The organism is Mycobacterium helveticum (assembly GCF_007714205.1).
Lineage (GTDB): Bacteria > Actinomycetota > Actinomycetes > Mycobacteriales > Mycobacteriaceae > Mycobacterium > Mycobacterium helveticum.
The window spans coordinates 12,113-27,196 of sequence record NZ_VMQU01000076.1 but is presented as its reverse complement, the minus strand read 5'-3'; the positions used below and the strand labels follow the sequence as shown (position 1 = coordinate 27,196).

At 72.0% G+C, this 15,084-nt stretch carries 15 protein-coding genes and 3 pseudogenes; 7 read left to right on the top strand and 11 right to left on the bottom strand.

Going from position 1 to position 15,084, the window contains the following annotated elements; translation table 11 throughout:
• The 10 genes and pseudogenes from FPZ47_RS17360 to FPZ47_RS30240 form a co-directional block, all read right to left on the bottom strand.
• Nucleotides 1-973: pseudogene (locus FPZ47_RS17360) on the bottom strand (hypothetical protein); the annotation flags it as partial.
• Between the two features lie 17 nt (nt 974-990).
• Nucleotides 991-2,070 (bottom strand): o-succinylbenzoate--CoA ligase, encoded by a 1,080-nt coding sequence (gene menE / locus FPZ47_RS17355; protein ID WP_246133447.1) that lies wholly within the window; start codon nt 2,068-2,070, stop codon nt 991-993.
• A 68-nt stretch (nt 2,071-2,138) separates the two neighbouring features.
• Nucleotides 2,139-2,441: a DUF3349 domain-containing protein gene (locus tag FPZ47_RS17350; RefSeq protein WP_144952762.1), complete on the bottom strand. Its 303-nt coding sequence runs from the start codon at nt 2,439-2,441 to the stop codon at nt 2,139-2,141.
• 67 nt (nt 2,442-2,508) lie between these two features.
• Nucleotides 2,509-2,808 carry a hypothetical protein gene (locus tag FPZ47_RS17345; protein ID WP_144952760.1) on the bottom strand — a complete coding sequence of 100 codons (300 nt, stop codon included), beginning with the start codon at nt 2,806-2,808 and terminating at the stop codon, nt 2,509-2,511.
• Nucleotides 2,805-4,052, bottom strand: coding sequence for an inorganic phosphate transporter (locus FPZ47_RS17340; RefSeq protein ID WP_144952758.1), 1,248 nt, complete (start codon nt 4,050-4,052; stop codon nt 2,805-2,807). Before FPZ47_RS17340 ends, FPZ47_RS17345 begins: the two co-directional genes overlap by 4 nt.
• 97 nt (nt 4,053-4,149) lie before the next feature.
• Complete coding sequence (locus FPZ47_RS17335) at nt 4,150-4,557, bottom strand: VOC family protein (protein ID WP_144952756.1); 408 nt, start codon at nt 4,555-4,557, stop codon at nt 4,150-4,152.
• Nucleotides 4,558-4,620: 63 nt separating this feature from the next.
• Nucleotides 4,621-5,517 carry an SDR family oxidoreductase gene (locus FPZ47_RS17330; protein ID WP_144952754.1) on the bottom strand — a complete coding sequence of 299 codons (897 nt, stop codon included), beginning with the start codon at nt 5,515-5,517 and terminating at the stop codon, nt 4,621-4,623.
• 44 nt (nt 5,518-5,561) lie between these two features.
• Entirely contained in the window at nt 5,562-6,464 is a 903-nt protein-coding gene (locus FPZ47_RS17325; RefSeq protein ID WP_144952752.1) for a 1,4-dihydroxy-2-naphthoyl-CoA synthase, read from the bottom strand.
• Nucleotides 6,461-6,730, bottom strand: a pseudogene (locus FPZ47_RS17320) (deazaflavin-dependent nitroreductase); the annotation flags it as partial. The gene FPZ47_RS17325 and the pseudogene FPZ47_RS17320, both read right to left, overlap by 4 nt.
• A 28-nt stretch (nt 6,731-6,758) precedes the next feature.
• Entirely contained in the window at nt 6,759-6,881 is a 123-nt protein-coding gene (locus tag FPZ47_RS30240) for a hypothetical protein (protein WP_281291851.1), read from the bottom strand.
• Between the two features lie 77 nt (nt 6,882-6,958).
• On the opposite strand from FPZ47_RS30240, the pseudogene FPZ47_RS29575 reads away from it, so the two are divergent.
• Nucleotides 6,959-7,075 (top strand): annotated as a pseudogene (locus tag FPZ47_RS29575) (TetR/AcrR family transcriptional regulator); the annotation flags it as partial.
• Between the two features lie 82 nt (nt 7,076-7,157).
• Here FPZ47_RS29575 and fadD8 read toward each other — a convergent pair.
• Nucleotides 7,158-8,759, bottom strand: a complete 1,602-nt coding sequence (gene fadD8, locus FPZ47_RS17310) for a fatty-acid--CoA ligase FadD8 (RefSeq protein ID WP_144952750.1) — start codon at nt 8,757-8,759, stop codon at nt 7,158-7,160.
• Between the two features lie 67 nt (nt 8,760-8,826).
• Between fadD8 and FPZ47_RS17305 the strand changes: the two genes are divergently transcribed.
• From FPZ47_RS17305 to FPZ47_RS17280, 6 genes are read left to right on the top strand one after another with little or no spacing between them, the layout of a single operon-like run.
• On the top strand, nt 8,827-10,428 hold the full coding sequence (locus tag FPZ47_RS17305; protein WP_144952748.1) for an amidohydrolase: 1,602 nt from the start codon (nt 8,827-8,829) through the stop codon (nt 10,426-10,428).
• On the top strand, nt 10,425-11,393 hold the full coding sequence (locus tag FPZ47_RS17300) for an o-succinylbenzoate synthase (RefSeq protein WP_144952745.1): 969 nt from the start codon (nt 10,425-10,427) through the stop codon (nt 11,391-11,393). The genes FPZ47_RS17305 and FPZ47_RS17300 overlap by 4 nt, the downstream gene beginning before the upstream one ends.
• A gap of 11 nt (nt 11,394-11,404) precedes the next feature.
• A complete protein-coding gene (locus tag FPZ47_RS17295) occupies nt 11,405-11,962 on the top strand; it encodes a DoxX family membrane protein (RefSeq protein WP_144952743.1) in 558 nt (185 codons plus the stop codon).
• 39 nt (nt 11,963-12,001) lie between these two features.
• Nucleotides 12,002-12,790: an alpha/beta fold hydrolase gene (locus FPZ47_RS17290; protein ID WP_144952741.1), complete on the top strand. Its 789-nt coding sequence runs from the start codon at nt 12,002-12,004 to the stop codon at nt 12,788-12,790.
• Nucleotides 12,791-12,822: 32 nt separating this feature from the next.
• Nucleotides 12,823-14,478, top strand: a complete 1,656-nt coding sequence (gene menD / locus FPZ47_RS17285; protein ID WP_144952739.1) for a 2-succinyl-5-enolpyruvyl-6-hydroxy-3-cyclohexene-1-carboxylic-acid synthase — start codon at nt 12,823-12,825, stop codon at nt 14,476-14,478.
• A 10-nt stretch (nt 14,479-14,488) separates the two neighbouring features.
• The gene (locus FPZ47_RS17280; protein WP_144952736.1) at nt 14,489-15,022 is read left to right on the top strand and encodes a DUF3592 domain-containing protein; all 534 of its coding nucleotides are present in this window, start codon (nt 14,489-14,491) and stop codon (nt 15,020-15,022) included.
• Nucleotides 15,023-15,084 lie beyond the last annotated feature (62 nt).

The window sequence follows — 15,084 nt, the reverse complement described above, 5'->3', positions numbered from 1 at the left end:
CCCCCCCCCCCCCCCCCCCCCCCCCCCCCCCCCCCCCCCCCCCCCCCCCCCCGCGGCCCCCCCCCCCCCCCCGCGGGCCGCCGGGCGGCCCCCCCCCCGACACCAGCACCGCCAGCGCCGGCAGGCCCATCAACATCAGGCCGTAGCTGAGGAAGATACCCCAGCCGAGCAGCAGTCCCGCACCGGCGGCTGCCGCGGCGGGGAACCGGACGGTCCCGTGAACTGCCAGGGCCAGCAGCGCGATGCCCCAGGCCGCGACACCGGCGAAGTACCCGTCGGCCGAGACCGCCACCCAGATCGCCGTCGGGGCCACCGCGACGAACGGCGCGACGCGCCGGGCGGTCGGCTCGTCGGTCAGCGCGCGGACCGCGACGACCACGGCCGCCGCCGCGCTCGAGCCGACCAGCAGGCACAGGAGGCCGGCCCAGGCGCCGCCGTGCAGGCCGATGCGGTCCAGCCACACGAACGTCAGTAGCGCACCCGGCGGATGCCCCGAGACGTGCGTCGTCCAGGAGTTCGGCTGCAGGTCGAGGATCCGGCCCGCAAACGTGCGCAGCGTGGCCGGGATGTCTTCGATGCCCGGCACCTCGTAGAGGTACTCGTCCCGGGTGGTCAGCCGGCCCGCGAAGCCGCGCTGCCAGCCGTCGATCATCGCCAGCGCGAACGCCCACGCGCACGCGGCCGCCCAGGTGCCCAGCGTCAACGTCCTCCACGAAAGCCGTTGTGCCACAGTGGGTCCCCACACCACCGCGGCGACGGCCAGGAGTATGGCCGGCCCGGTTCCCCAGCCGGCGTGGATTTCCCACGCCCCGAAGATCGGTGCCGCACCGGCATGCGTGGCGAACCGCTCCGGTCCGACGCCGAGCAGCGGCTTGACGCCGGCGTGCACGCGCGGCAGCACGAACGCGGCCGCCACCACGGCGACCCCGAGCGCGACCGCCGCCACCTCCCGGGCCGATGCCCGTAGCGCAATCCTCACGGTCGACAAGCCTATTGACCGGTCGAGAACCGCCGCACCAGCGCCCGCCGATCGAGCTTGCCGATCCCGCGGCGCGGGAGCGCGTCGACGACGTGCAGTTCGCGGGGGGCCGCGGTGGCGTCCAGCGTGCGCGTCACGTGCGCCCGCAGGGCGTCCAGCGTCGGGCGGGCGCACCCGTCGGCCGGCACCACCGCGGCGACGACCCGCTGTCCCAGCCGGTCGTCGGGCAGGCCGAACACCGCGCACTCGCGCACGGCGGGGTGGGTGCACAGTGCCGCCTCGACGGGCTGCGGCAGCACCGTCAGCCCGCCGCTGCTGATCGCGTCGTCGGCGCGGCCCAGCACGGTCAGCACGCCCGCGTCGTCGAGGGCACCCAGGTCGTCGGTGCGGAACCAGCCCGGCTCGGCGAACGGGTCGGGGACGACCGGGTTCCGGTAGCCCTTGGCCAGCGTCGCGCCCCCGATCACGACGTGCCCGTCCCCGGCCACCCGCACCCGGACACCGTCGAGCGGGACGCCGTCGTACACGCAGCCGCCCGCGGTCTCGCTCATCCCGTAGCTGCGCACCACCGTGACGCCGGCCGCCGCGGCGGCGTCCAGGACCCGATCCGGTGCCGGCCCGCCGCCGAGCAGCACGGCGTCGAGGTCAGCGAGGGCGGCCGCGGCCGCCGGGTCGGCGAGCGCCTTGGCCAGCTGGGCGGCGACCAGCGAGGTGTACCGACGACCGGCGCCCAGCCGCCCGAGGGCACCGGGCAGTTCGGCGGCGTCGAAGCCGGCGGAGACGTCGAGTTCGACGGGCTCCGCACCGGCCAGCAGGCTGCGCACCACCACCTGGATCCCGGCGATGTGATGCGGCGGCAGGGCCAGCAGCCAGCCGCCCGGCCCGCCGAGCCGGTCATGGGTGGCCGCCGCGCCGGCCCGCAGGGCGGCGGCGGTCAGCAGGGCGCCCTTGGGGAATCCGGTGGTGCCCGACGTCGTCGCGACGAGTGCCACGTCGTCGTCGATGTCCTGGCCGACCCGCAACGCGCGCAGCGCTTCTCGGTCGGGGTCGGCCGGTACGGCCAGCAACGCGGGACCGCGCCCGGCCAGCACCCGTTCCAGGGCGGGCAGCAGCACGGGGACGGCGCGCCCCGCCGGCACGCCGAGTGCCCTCAGGACGGCTATGCGTGCGCTCCGCTGCTGTGCTCGTCGTCGAACGGCCAGCCCCGTTCGGCCAACCGCGCCCGCACCCGCTCGATGTCTTCGGGCGACGGCAGCTCGTCGGTGATCTGGGTGACCGCCACGCCGATGTCGATGTCGTCGAGCTCGTCGCGTTCGATCAGCTCATTGGCCACGGCGACGACCTCCTCGTTGCTCAACCGGCGTTTGAGCAGGGCCAGCACCGCGAAGGTGTCGGTCGGGGGAACGCCTTCGGGGTACCCGGCGCGCAGCCAGGCCACGATCGAACTGAGGAATCCGTTCATTGTGCAACCTGTTTGTGCAACGTGTTCCGGGCGTGGGCTCGGCTTCGGCGAAGAACCGCTTCCGATGCTACTTGGTCTTTGCTCCGAGGAACGGATACCCGGTGTGGTGCGCGATGAAATCCCGGGAGATGTAGGCCAGGGCGCACAGGATCACGACGACCACCAGCGCGTAGATGACCCACGCGAGCGCGGTCAGTGCCGGGTTGCGTTGCGGCGCAACGCCGTTGGTGCTGACGTCCCCGGCGCCCACGGCCTGCAGCCGCAGCCCCAGGGCGAACAGCCCTGGCAGCGCGGCGCCGGCCAGCATGCTGAACACCAGGATCTTCAGGGAGGCTTCGTAGTTGAACCACTCGCTCAGGCCGCTCATGACATGTTCCCCGCACCGACCGTGGGGTCATCGGAGCCGGACCGGGGCGGCCCGCCGGCGTCCGCCGGGTTCACCACCTCGGTCGGCGGTGGAATCTCCTCCGCAGCATCCAGGCCCGCGGTCAGGCTGCCCTCCCATTCGGCGTTGACGTTGTTGTGGTCGACCTTGGCCTTGCGCGACCGGATGTAGATCAGGGTCGAGACGGCGGCCAGCAGCCCGAAGCCGATGATCGCGCCGGGGTATCCCCCGATGAGGTGGACGATCCAGTAGGTCACCGCGCCGACGAGCCCGGCCAGCGGGAGGGTGACCAGCCACGCGACCACCATCCGGCCGGCCACACCCCAGCGCACCTCGCCGCCGGGCTTGCCCAGCCCGCTGCCCAGCACCGAACCGGTGCACACCTGCGTCGTCGACAGGGCGTAGCCGAAATGGGTGGACAGCAGGATGACCGCGGCCGAGGACGACTCGGCGGCCATGCCCTGGGGCGACTCGATCTCGACGAGCCCCTTGCCCAGGGTGCGGATGATCCGCCAACCGCCCAGGTAGGTGCCCAGCGCCATCGACACCGCGCATGCCACGATCACCCACAGCGGCGGCGCCACAGCGCCCTTGCCGAGCGAGCCGTACGACATCAGCGCCAGGAAGATGATGCCCATCGTCTTCTGGGCGTCGCCGGTCCCGTGCGCCAGCGCCACCAGCGACGCCGAGCCCCACTGGCCGTACCGAAACCCGGCCGCGGTGCGTGCGGAGTCGAGGCCGCGGGTGACCCGGTAGACCAGCCAGGTCGCGATCGCCCCAACGCCGATGGCCAGAATCGCGGCCACGACGGCCGGGATGAGCACATGGGAGACCACACCCTTCCAGATCACACCGTGCCCGCCGACCGCGGCGATGGTGGCCCCGACGACGCCGCCGATCAGCGCGTGCGACGAACTCGACGGAATGCCGAGCAACCAGGTCAGCAGATTCCAGACGATGCCCCCGACCAGGCCGGCGAACACGAGTTCCAGCGTCACGATGTGCCCGTCGATCAGCCCCTTGGCGATCGTGGCGGCGACGGCGGTGGACATGAACGCGCCCGCCAGGTTGAGCACCGCCGCCAGCCCGACGGCCACTTTGGGCTTGAGCGCGCCGCTGGCGATCGACGTCGCCATGGCGTTGCCGGTGTCGTGGAAGCCGTTCGTGAAATCGAAAGCGATTGCCGTGATTACGACAATGATCAAGAGGAACAGCTGGATGTCCACAGCGCCTGATTCTCGTAGTCGGGGGACTGCATTGTCGAACGCAGGAAGACGGCAAACGCGGGTGTACCGTGAGTGGTCGCCATAAGTTACCTCGTCGTTAACCTGAACCGGGCTCTCGTTCACCACGGGTGTCGCGGCGAAGCGGGTGTTCAGGCGGGATCTCGACGAAGATCAGCGTGATGCCGTCCGGGTCGGTCACGTGCATCTCGTGCAGGCCCCACGGTTCCTGGCGCGCCTCGCGGGCAATCGCCACTCCGCGGCCCCGCAGCTCGGCCTGGGTCGCCGCGATGTCGCGGACCTGGAGCCACAGGGCGCCGGGAAACGGTCCCCGCGAATGGTCCGGCGAGCCGTAGCCGGCCAGTTCCAGCAGCGACTGGCCGGCGAAAAACACTGTGCCGCCGCCATAGTCGCGGAAAATTGCCAGACCGATCCGGTCCCGGTAGAAACTCAGCGACCTCGCGTAGTCCACCGGCCGGAGCAGCATCCGGCTGGCCAGGATCTCCATGGCGTCGTGTCTATCACGTCCGTGTCCGCGTGGCGATGGCCTGTGGTCAGTTTCGGGGCGCGGTCAGTTCCCGGCCGCACGGTTGGGCTGGATGCGCTGGCGCGCCATGAGGGCGTTCACCCAGCGGGGGCCGATGGTGTCGAGCGCCTTGGCCGCGATCGCCATCCGCGGCGCGATCCGCACCGGCCGGGTGCGCGCGGCGGTGATCATCCACTCGGCGGCCTCGGCCGACGTCAGCGCGGGGACCCCCTCGTAGGCCTTCGTCGGAGCGATCATCGGCGTGGCCACCAAGGGGTAGTACAGGGTCGTCGAGTGCACACCCCGGTGGCCCCACTCGGTCTCGACGACCCGGCTCACCATCGACAGCGCGGCCTTCGACGCGTTGTACACCGCGAACAACGGCGAGGCCTCCGACAGGACACCCCACGTCGAGACGTTGATGATGTGGCCGTCGCCGCGCTCGAGCATCCCCGGCGCCAGCCCGCGGATCAGCCGCAGCGGCGCGTAGTAGTTGAGCGTCATGGTCCGCTCGACGTCGTGCCAGCGCTCCAGCGACTCGGCCAGCGGCCGGCGGATGGACCGGGCGGCGTTGTTGACCAGGATGTCGACCCCGCCGAGCCGCTGCTCGACGTCGGCGGCCAGCGCGTCGACGGCGTCCATGTCCGAGACGTCGCAGGGCATTGGCAGCGCGGTGCCGCCGGCGGCCGTGATCCGTTCGGCCACCGCGTCCAGCAACTCCCGGCGTCGGGCGGCGACGACCACGGTGGCGCCGCGGCGGGCGAACTGCTCGGCCGCGGCCTCCCCGATGCCCGAGGACGCCCCGGTGATCAGGATGCGCTTGCCGGCCAGGTCGATCGGCTTGATTGCGGGCCGGTTGACCAGCAACTGCGGCGCGGCGGGCGGCCGCATGGTCGCCAGCACGAGCTGGTCGGTGAGGCGGCGTAGCGGGCTTTTACTCATCGTGGGCAGTGTAGGTGGCGCACTGTCGGCGCCCGGCAGCCCGCTCAGAAGTACCGGGGGAACGGGCTCCAGTCCGGCGGGCGTTTCTGCAGGAACGCGTCGCGGCCCTCGACGGCCTCGTCGGTCATGTACGCCAGCCGGGTGGCCTCGCCGGCGAACAGCTGCTGGCCGACCAGGCCGTCGTCGAGCAGGTTGAACGCGAACTTCAGCATGCGTTGGGCCTGCGGCGATTTCGCGTTGATCTCGGCCGCCCACTGCACGGCCACCCGCTCCAGGTCGGCGTGGTCGACGACCTCGTTGACCGCGCCCATCTGGTGCATCTGCTCGGCGGTGTAGGTGCGGCCCAAAAAGAAGATCTCGCGGGCGAACTTCTGGCCCACCTGGCGCGCCAGGTACGCGCTGCCGTAGCCGCCGTCGAAACTGCCGACGTCGGCGTCGGTCTGCTTGAAGCGGGCGTGCTCGCGGCTGGCCAGGGTCAGGTCGCAGACCACGTGCAGGCTGTGCCCGCCGCCGGCGGCCCAGCCGTTGACCAGGCAGATGACCACCTTGGGCATGAACCGGATCAGCCGCTGCACCTCGAGGATGTGCAACCGGCCGGCGCGGGCGGCATCGACGGTGTCCGCGGTGTCCCCGCTGGCGTACTGATAGCCGCTGCGGCCGCGGATGCGCTGGTCCCCGCCCGAGCAGAACGCCCAGCCGCCGTCCTTGGGCGAGGGGCCGTTGCCGGTCAGCAGCACGACGCCCACGTCGGGGGACATCCGGGCGTGGTCGAGCGCGCGGTACAGCTCGTCGACGGTGTGCGGCCGGAAGGCGTTGCGCACCTCGGGCCGGTTGAACGCCACCCGCACCGTGGCATCGGTGACGTGGCGGTGGTAGGTGATGTCGGTCAGGTCGGCAAACCCGTCGACCGGCCGCCAGGCTTGCGCGTCAAAGGGGTTGTCGCTCATGGCGGGTCGAGCCGGAAGACGCCCCAGCGCCCGGCCGGCGCCTCGAACCCCTCGGGGCGCCCGTTTCTGATCGGCCCGGAGCGCTTCATGAAACCGACGCCGGTGGGCACCTCCGCGGGGAACGCCCGCAGCACCGGCCTGGCGTCCGCGGCGGGCAGCTCGACCATCCGGACCCGCTCGCGCTTGCCGTCCGGCGTCATCGGGCTGACCGGCGTCGAACGCGGACCTGGTTCGCCGGCTTCAGCCACCGGGGCGGCTTGAGGGCTGCTGCACGTGCCATGCCTGACACAGTAGTCAGGCGTTCGGCGCCTCCGGGAAGGGTTCGACACCGTGCGCCCACGGGTCGGATCCCGGTGTGGTGACGGCGTCCAGGCGGGCCATCGCGTCGGCGCTCGAGACGCCCTCGCACAGCTGCATGGCGCCGTGGCCGACGCGGGCGACCTAGGTGCCCGCAGCGCAGCCGAAACGGAGACTCCCCCGCTTCGGCAGCACCAGGCCGCTCCGATGCGCGCCGCAACCGCGAGAAGCTCCTCGAGGTCGCGGCGGGGGAGTTCGCCACCGCGGCGGGCCGGCCGGTGTCGCTGGAGTCGACCGCGCGCGAGGCCGGCGTGGCTCGCTGACCCGGCGAGCAGACGCAGAAGCCCCCATTTCGTGCCGAAATTGGGGGCTTCTGCGTCTGCTCGCGGGAGAAACTCAGCCGACGGCGCGGCCGGCGCCCTCCCAGAACCGCGCCCGGACGGCCTTCTTGTCCGGCTTGCCGAGCGCGGTCACCGGCACCGACTCGACGACGATCACCTGCTTGGGCGACTGCACCGAACCCTTGCGCTCCTTGACCGCGGACTGGATCTCGACGGTCACCCGCGCCACCGACTCCTCGTCGCAGGGATGGTCGGGTCGCAGCACGATCACCGCGGTGACGGCTTCGCCCCACTTGTCGTCCGGCGTGCCGATCACGCATACCTGCGCGACGGCCGGGTGCTCGGCGACGACGTCCTCGACCTCGCGCGGGAACACGTTGAACCCGCCGGTGACGATCATGTCCTTGACCCGGTCGACGATGAACCAGAAGCCGTCGGAGTCCTCGCGGGCCATGTCACCGGTGTGCAGCCAGCCGTCTTTGAACGTCTTGGCCGTCTCCTCCGGCAGGTTCCAGTACCCGCCGGAAAGCAGCGGCCCGGACACGCAGATCTCGCCGACCTCGCCCTGCGGCACCGGCTCGCCATCGGGACCCAGCAGTGCCGTGCGGGCGAACAGGGTGGGCCGCCCGCAGGAGGTGAGCCGCTTCTCGTCGTGGTCCTTCTTGGCCAGGTAGGAGATCACCATCGGGGCTTCGGACTGCCCGTAGTACTGGGCGAAGATCGGCCCGAAGCGGCGGATGGCCTCGGCCAGCCGCACCGGGTTCATCGCCGAGGCGCCGTAATAGACCGTCTCCAGCGAGGACAGGTCGCGGGTGTGCGAATCCGGGTGGTCCATCAGCGCGTAGATCATCGACGGCACCAGCATGGTTGCGGTGATCTTCTGCTCCTCGATCACCCGCAGCACCTCGGCCGGGTCGAACTTGGTCAGCACGACCAGCTCGCCGCCCTTGATGATCGTCGGCACGAAGAACGCCGCCCCGGCATGCGACAGCGGGGTGCACATCAGGAAGCGCGGGTTCTCCGGCCATTCCCACTCGGCGAGCTGGATCGTGGTCATCGTGGTGATCGACTGCGCGGTGCCCAGCACACCCTTGGGCTTGCCGGTGGTGCCGCCGGTGTAGGCCATCCCGCCGATGTGGTCGGGCGGAAGGTCGGCCGCCACCAACGGCTTCGGCGGATACTTCGCGGCTTCGGCCACCAGGTCCACCGCGGCATCGCCCAGCGCTTCGGGGACCGGGCCGATGGTCAGGACCTGCTTGAGGCCGGGCACCTTCTCCAGCAGGCCCAGCGCCCGCTCGACGAACATCGGGTTGGGGTCGATGATCAGCGACGTCACGCCGGCGTCGCCCAGCACGTAGGCGTGGTCGTCCAGGGAGCCCAGCGGGTGCAGTGCCACGCGCCGGTAACCCTGGGTCTGGCCGGCGCCGATGATCATCAGCACCTCGGGCCGGTTCAGCGACAGCAGCCCGACGGTCGCGCCGGTGCCCGCGCCGAGCGCCTCGAACGCCTGAATGTACTGGCTGATGCGCTCGGCGAGCTGTCCACCGGTCAGCGTCGTGTCGCCGAGATGCAGCACCGGCTTGTTCTTGTTGCGCTTGAGCGCACCGACTGTCAGGTGTCCGGAATGAATCGGATGGCGCAGCAACTCGTCACTCATGTTGGCAAGACTAGAACGTGTTGCAATTCCGGTCAGCCATACCCTCGCGGCATTACGATTTCCGCTCATGGCTGGGGCTGAGCTCGTCGTCACCGGAACCGTTCTGACCGTCGACGAGTCGCGGCCCACCGCCGAGGCGCTCGCCGTCGCCGACGGCAGGATCATCGCCGTCGGCACCCGCGCCGACCTCGCCGACGTCATCGGTGCCGACACCGAGACGATCGATCTCGGCGACGGCTGCGTCATGCCGGGATTCGTCGAGGCGCACGGGCACCCGCTGATGGAGGCGCTCGCGCTGTCGGACCGGATCGTCGACATCCGGCCGGTGACCCTGCGTGACGCCGGCGACGTCGTGGCCGCGGTGCGCCGCGAGACGGCCGCCAGGGGACCGGCCGGGGCCTACCTGAGCGGCTGGGATCCGCTGCTGCAGCCCGGCCTGCCGCGGCCGACGCCGGCCTGGCTGGACGACATCGCGCCGGACGGCCCGCTGGTGATCGTGCACAACTCCGGGCACCAGGCCTACTTCAACTCGGCCGCCGCCGAGCGCGCCGGGCTCACCCGCGACACCCCCGACCCCAAGGGGGCGCGCTACGGCCGCGGCGCCGACGGCGAACTCGACGGCAGCGCCGAGGAGATCGGCGCGGTGTTCCCGCTGCTGGGTGGGGCGATCGAGCCCGGCAGCTACCCGGGCATGCTGCGCGACGAGTGCGCCCGGCTCAACCGCGCCGGTCTGACCACCTGCTCGGACATGGCGTTCGACCCGGCGTTCGCGCCGTTGCTCGAGCAGGTGCGCGACGAGCTGACGGTGCGGCTGCGCACCTACGAGATGTCCACTCCGCAGATGTCCACCGCCGCGACGCCCGGGCAGGGCGACGACCTGGTGCGCCAGGTCGGCATCAAGATCTGGGTGGACGGCTCGCCGTGGATCGGCAACATCGCGCTGTCCTTCCCCTACCTGGACACCGCCGCCACCCGCACGATCGGCGCCGCCGGTTCCTGCGGGCACGCCAACTACACCCGCGAGCAGCTGGCCGAGATCGTCGGCGCCTACTTCCCGCTGGGCTGGCAGATGGCCTGCCACGTGCACGGCGACGCCGGGGTGGACGTGATACTCGACGTTTACGAAGAAGCGCTGCGCCGCCACCCGCGTCCCGACCACCGTTTGCGGCTCGAGCACGTCGGCGCCATCCGCCCCGACCAACTTCGCAGGGCCGCCGACCTGGGCGTCACCTGCAGCATCTTCATCGACCAGATCCACTACTGGGGCGACGTCATCGTCGACGGCCTGTTCGGCGAGGAACGCGGCTCCCGGTGGATGCCGGCGGGTTCCGCGGTGGCCACCGGCATGCGCATCTCGCTGCACAACGACCCGCCGGTCACCCCCGAGGAGCCGCTGCGCAACATCAGCGTCGCCGTCACGCGCACCGCGCCCAGCGGCCGGGTGCTGGGGCCGCAGGAGTGCCTCACCGTCGAGCAGGCGATCCGCGCGCAGACCATCGACGCCGCCTGGCAGCTGTTCGCCGACGACGTGACCGGCTCGCTTCAGGTCGGCAAGTACGCCGACCTGGTGGTGCTGTCGGCCGACCCGCGCACGGTGCCGCCGGAGCGCATCGCCGACCTGGAGGTGCGCGCGACGTATCTGGCGGGCCGCCGGGTTTACGGCCGATGAGACCGCCGCTGGCCGACCTGCTGGACCGGCTGCATGTCGTCGCGCTGCCGATGCGGGTCCGGTTCCGCGGCATCACCACCCGCGAGGTCGCGCTGATCGAGGGCCCCGCGGGGTGGGGCGAGTTCGGGGCGTTCGTCGAATACGGGCCGTCGGAGGCGGCCGCGTGGCTGGCGTCGGCCATCGAGGCCGCCTACCGCGAGCCGCCGCCGCCGCGCCGCGACCGCATCCCGATCAACGCCACGGTGCCGGCGGTGGCCGCCGCGCGGGTGGGCGAGGTGCTGGCCCGGTTTCCCGGGGCACGCACGGCCAAGGTGAAGGTCGCCGAGCCCGGGCAGACGCTGCGCGACGACGTCGACCGGGTCAACGCGGTGCGCGAACTCGTCGACGTCGTGCGGGTGGACGCCAACGGCGGCTGGACCGTCGAGCAGGCGGTCGAGGCCGCCGCCGCGCTGACCGCCGACGGCCCGCTGGAGTACCTCGAACAACCCTGCGCCACGGTCGACGAACTCGCCGCGCTGCGCCGCCGCCCCGACATGCCCGACGTGCCGATCGCCGCCGACGAGAGCATCCGCAAGGCCGACGACCCGCTGGCCGTGGTCCGCGCCGGCGCCGCCGACGTCGCGGTGCTCAAAGTTGCCCCGCTGGGCGGGGTTTGGGCCCTGCTGAAGATCGCCGCGCAGATCGACATCCCGGTGGTGATCTCGAGCGCGCTCGATTCCGCGGTCGGCATCGCCGCCGGCCTGACCGCCGCGGCGGCCCTGCCGCACCTGGGCCACGCCTGCGGACTGGGCACGGGCGGGCTGTTCTGCGAGGACGTGGCGGACGTCGCCCCGCCCGTCGACGGCACCCTGGCGGTCGGGCCGGTCACGCCGGACCCGGCGCGGCTGCGGGCGCTGGCCGCGGCACCCGAACGGCGGCAGTGGTGGGTCGACCGGGTCGCAACCTGTTTCCGGCTGCTCGACTGATCGGTAGCGTGATGGCCGTGGAAAATGTGGCCGTGGAAAAAGTGGCCGTGGAAAATGTGAAGGGAAACCCGCGCACCGAGACGGCGGCCACCGCGCTGCGCATCGTGTTCGGCGTGGTCTGGGCGATCGACGCGTGGCTGAAGTGGCAGCCGGGGTTCCGCGCCACCATGCTGCCGAGCATGGTGGCCGCCGCGCAGGGCCAGCCGCACTGGCTGACGGGATGGTTCGACTTCTGGATCCACCTGATGCGACCCGACCCGGGCCTGTGGGTCGACCTCATCGCGCTGACCGAGACGACGATCGCGGTCCTGCTGTTGACCGGGCTCGCCCGCCGGGCGGTCTACCTCGGCGGCGCGCTCTACAGCCTGAGCGTCTGGTCGACGGCCGAGGGGTTCGGCGGACCCTACACCGCCGGCGCGACCGACATCGGGACCTCGATCATCTACGTGCTCGTCTTCCTGGCCCTGCTGGTGAAACTCGAGCACGGGCTCGACCGTCGCCTGGCGCTGGACATCGCGGTCGCGCGCCGCGTGCCCTGGTGGCGTCACGTGGCCGGCCCCTCGGCGTAGCGGGAAGCCGCGCACCCGGGCACCTGTACCGTCGGTCGGGTGATCAACCTGGCTTACGACGAACGAGGATCCGGTGAGTCCGTCGTCTTCATCTCCGGCCGCGGCGGCCCCGGGCGCACCTGGTTGCCGCATCAGGTGCCGGCGTTTCTGGAAGCGGGCTACCGGGTCATCACCTTCGACAACCGCGGGATCGGCGCCACCGAGAACGCCGGGGGGTTCACCACGCAGACCATGGTCGCCGACACCGCCGCGCTGATCGAGTCGCTGGACGCCGCACCGGCGCGCATCGTCGGGGTGTCGATGGGCTCGTTCATCGCCCAGGAGCTGATGGTGGTCCGGCCCGAGCTGGTCAGCTCCGCCGTGCTGATGGCCACCCGCGGCCGCCTCGACCATGCCCGCCAGTTCTTTCACGACGCCGAGATCGAGTTGTACGAGTCGGGAGCCCAGCTGCCGCCCTCCTACGACGCGCGGTCGCGGCTGCTGGAGAGCTTCTCGCGCAAGACGATCAACGACGATGCGGTCGTCGCCGACTGGATCGCGATGTTCTCCACCTGGCCGATCAAGCAGACCCCGGGACTGCGCTGCCAGCTGGACGTCTCGCCGCAGACCAACCGGTTGCCCGCGTACCGCAGCATCGCCGCCCCGGTGCTGGTGATCGGCTTCGCCGACGACGTCGTCACGCCGCCCTATCTGGGCCGGGAGGTCGCCGACGCCCTGCCCAACGGGCGGTACCTGCAGATCCCCGACGCCGGACACCTGGGCTTCCTGGAGCGGCCGCAGGCCGTCAACTCCGCGGCGCTGCAGTTCTTCGCCGGCGTCAAGGTCTGAGCGCGGCGTCGCCCGTGTGACACCCTGTATGGGTGAACCCCTCGACGACCCAGGCCCGCGTCGTCGTTGACGAGCTGATCCGCGGCGGCGTCCGCGACGTCGTGCTGTGCCCGGGGTCGCGCAACGCCCCACTGGCGTTCGCCCTGCAGGACGCCGACCGCGCCGGCCGGGTCCGGTTGCACGTGCGCATCGACGAACGCACGGCCGGCTACCTGGCCATCGGCCTGGCGATCGGCGCCGGCGCACCGGTGTGCATCGCGATGACGTCGGGCACGGCGGTGGCCAACCTGGGCCCGGCGGTGGTGGAGGCCAACTACGCGCGGGTGCCGCTGATCGTGCTGTCGGCCAACCGGCCCTACGAACTGCTGGGCACCGGGGCCAACCAGACCATGGAGCAGCTGGGCTACTTCGGCACCCAGGTGCGGGCCACCATCAGCCTGGGCCTGGCCGAGGACGCGCCCGAGCGGCTGGACTCGCTCAACGCCACCTGGCGCTCGGCCACCTGCCGGGTGCTGGCGGCCGCCACCGGGTCGCGCACCGCCAACGCCGGGCCCGTGCAGTTCGACATCCCGCTGCGCGAGCCCCTGGTGCCCGGCCCCGAACCCCAAGCGGTGACCCCGCAGGGCCGCCCCGGCGGGAAGCCGTGGACCTACACGCCGCCGGTGACGTTCGACCAGCCGCTGGGCATCGACCTGTCACCCGACACGGTCGTCATCGCCGGGCACGGCGCCGGCGTGCACCCCAATCTGGAGCAGTTACCGACCGTCGCCGAGCCCACGTCGTTTTCCGGCCGCCCGCTGCCCAACCCGCTGCACCCGCTGGCGCTGCCGCTGCTGCGCCCCAAGCAGGTGATCATGCTCGGCCGCCCGACGCTGCACCGGCCGGTGTCGACCCTGCTGGCCGACCCGCAGGTGCCGGTGTACGCGCTGACCACCGGGCCGCGCTGGCCGGACGTCTCCGGCAACTCGCAGGCCACCGGCACCCGGGCGGTCACCACCGGGACCCCGAATCCGGCCTGGCTGAAGCGCTGCGCGGAGGTGAACCGGCACGCGAACCAGGCCGTGCGCGGTCAGCTGGAGGCGCACCCGCTCACCACCGGCCTGCACGTGGCCGCGGCCGTGGTCGGCGCGCTGCGACCGGGTGACCAGCTGGTGCTCGGCGCCTCCAACCCGGTCCGCGACGCGGCGCTCGTCGGGCTGAACCCGCAGGGTATCCGGGTACGCTCCAACCGCGGCGTCGCCGGCATCGACGGCACCGTCTCCACCGCGATCGGGGCGGCGCTGGCACATGAGGGGGCCTGCGAGGGCCCGCACCAGGGGCGCACGATCGCCCTGATCGGCGACCTCACGTTCGTCCACGACAGCTCCGGGCTGCTGATCGGTCCCACCGAGCCGACGCCGCAGCGCCTGACCATCGTGGTGTCCAACGACAACGGCGGCGGCATCTTCGAGCTGCTCGAGCAGGGCGACCCCCGGTTCTCCGACGTGTCGTCGCGGGTCTTCGGCACCCCGCACGACGTCGACGTGGGCGCGCTGTGCCGCGCCTACCACGTCGAGAGCCGCCAGATCGAGGTCGGCGAACTCGACGCGGCCCTCGACGAACCCGCGACGGGCATGCGCGTGCTCGAGGTCAAGGCGGACCGGTCCTCGCTGCGGCAGCTGCACGCCGCCATCAAGGCCGCGCTGTGAGCCCGGTGCGATGCCGGACACCCTGAACTCGGCGAAAGCGGCGCTGCGCATCCTGATCCACGGCCGCAGCGACGAACCGCCGAAGACCCGGGCGCGCGCGGCGCTGCGGTGGGCGCGGATCGCCGTGCTGATCGTGACCGGTCTGGTCACGCTCCAGTCGGTGCTGCTGGTGGCCGGCGCCTGGCGCGACGACCTCGCGATCCGGCACAACATGGGGGTGGCACAGGCGGAGGTGCTCAGCGCCGGGCCGCGGCGCTCCACGATCGAGTTCGTCACCCCCGAGCGGGTCACCTACCGGCCCGAGCTGGGCGTGCTGTACCCGTCCGAGTTGTCGACCGGCATGCGCATCTACGTCGAGTACAACAAGAACGACCCGAACCTGGTGCGGGTGCAGCACCGCAACGCCGGGCTGGCGATCATCCCGGCGGGTTCCATCGCGGTGGTCGGGTGGCTGGCCGCGGCGGCGCTGCTGGTCGGCCTGGCGGTGCTGGACAAACGGCTGGACCGCCCCGACCCGGCCCCGGCGGCCCCGTCGGGGTGTTGAGCAGCAGATTTCAAGCGACGTATGTCCGGTGGCAACCTGCTCGACAGTCGGCCCTGACACTA

What these genes read in the sequence shown, in the direction of transcription:
- FPZ47_RS17350 (WP_144952762.1), bottom strand. Translation starts at nt 2,441, where the DNA reads ATGAACGGATTCCTCAGTTCGATCGTGGCCTGGCTGCGCGCCGGGTAC.
- FPZ47_RS17345 (WP_144952760.1), bottom strand. Translation starts at nt 2,808, where the DNA reads ATGAGCGGCCTGAGCGAGTGGTTCAACTACGAAGCCTCCCTGAAGATC.
- FPZ47_RS17335 (WP_144952756.1), bottom strand. Translation starts at nt 4,557, where the DNA reads ATGGAGATCCTGGCCAGCCGGATGCTGCTCCGGCCGGTGGACTACGCG.
- FPZ47_RS17330 (WP_144952754.1), bottom strand. Translation starts at nt 5,517, where the DNA reads ATGAGTAAAAGCCCGCTACGCCGCCTCACCGACCAGCTCGTGCTGGCG.
- FPZ47_RS17325 (WP_144952752.1), bottom strand. Translation starts at nt 6,464, where the DNA reads ATGAGCGACAACCCCTTTGACGCGCAAGCCTGGCGGCCGGTCGACGGG.
- FPZ47_RS30240 (WP_281291851.1), bottom strand. Translation starts at nt 6,881, where the DNA reads ATGCAGCTGTGCGAGGGCGTCTCGAGCGCCGACGCGATGGCCCGCCTG.
- fadD8 (WP_144952750.1), bottom strand. Translation starts at nt 8,759, where the DNA reads ATGAGTGACGAGTTGCTGCGCCATCCGATTCATTCCGGACACCTGACA.
- FPZ47_RS17305 (WP_144952748.1), top strand. Translation starts at nt 8,827, where the DNA reads ATGGCTGGGGCTGAGCTCGTCGTCACCGGAACCGTTCTGACCGTCGAC.
- FPZ47_RS17300 (WP_144952745.1), top strand. Translation starts at nt 10,425, where the DNA reads ATGAGACCGCCGCTGGCCGACCTGCTGGACCGGCTGCATGTCGTCGCG.
- FPZ47_RS17295 (WP_144952743.1), top strand. Translation starts at nt 11,405, where the DNA reads ATGGCCGTGGAAAATGTGGCCGTGGAAAAAGTGGCCGTGGAAAATGTG.
- FPZ47_RS17280 (WP_144952736.1), top strand. Translation starts at nt 14,489, where the DNA reads ATGCCGGACACCCTGAACTCGGCGAAAGCGGCGCTGCGCATCCTGATC.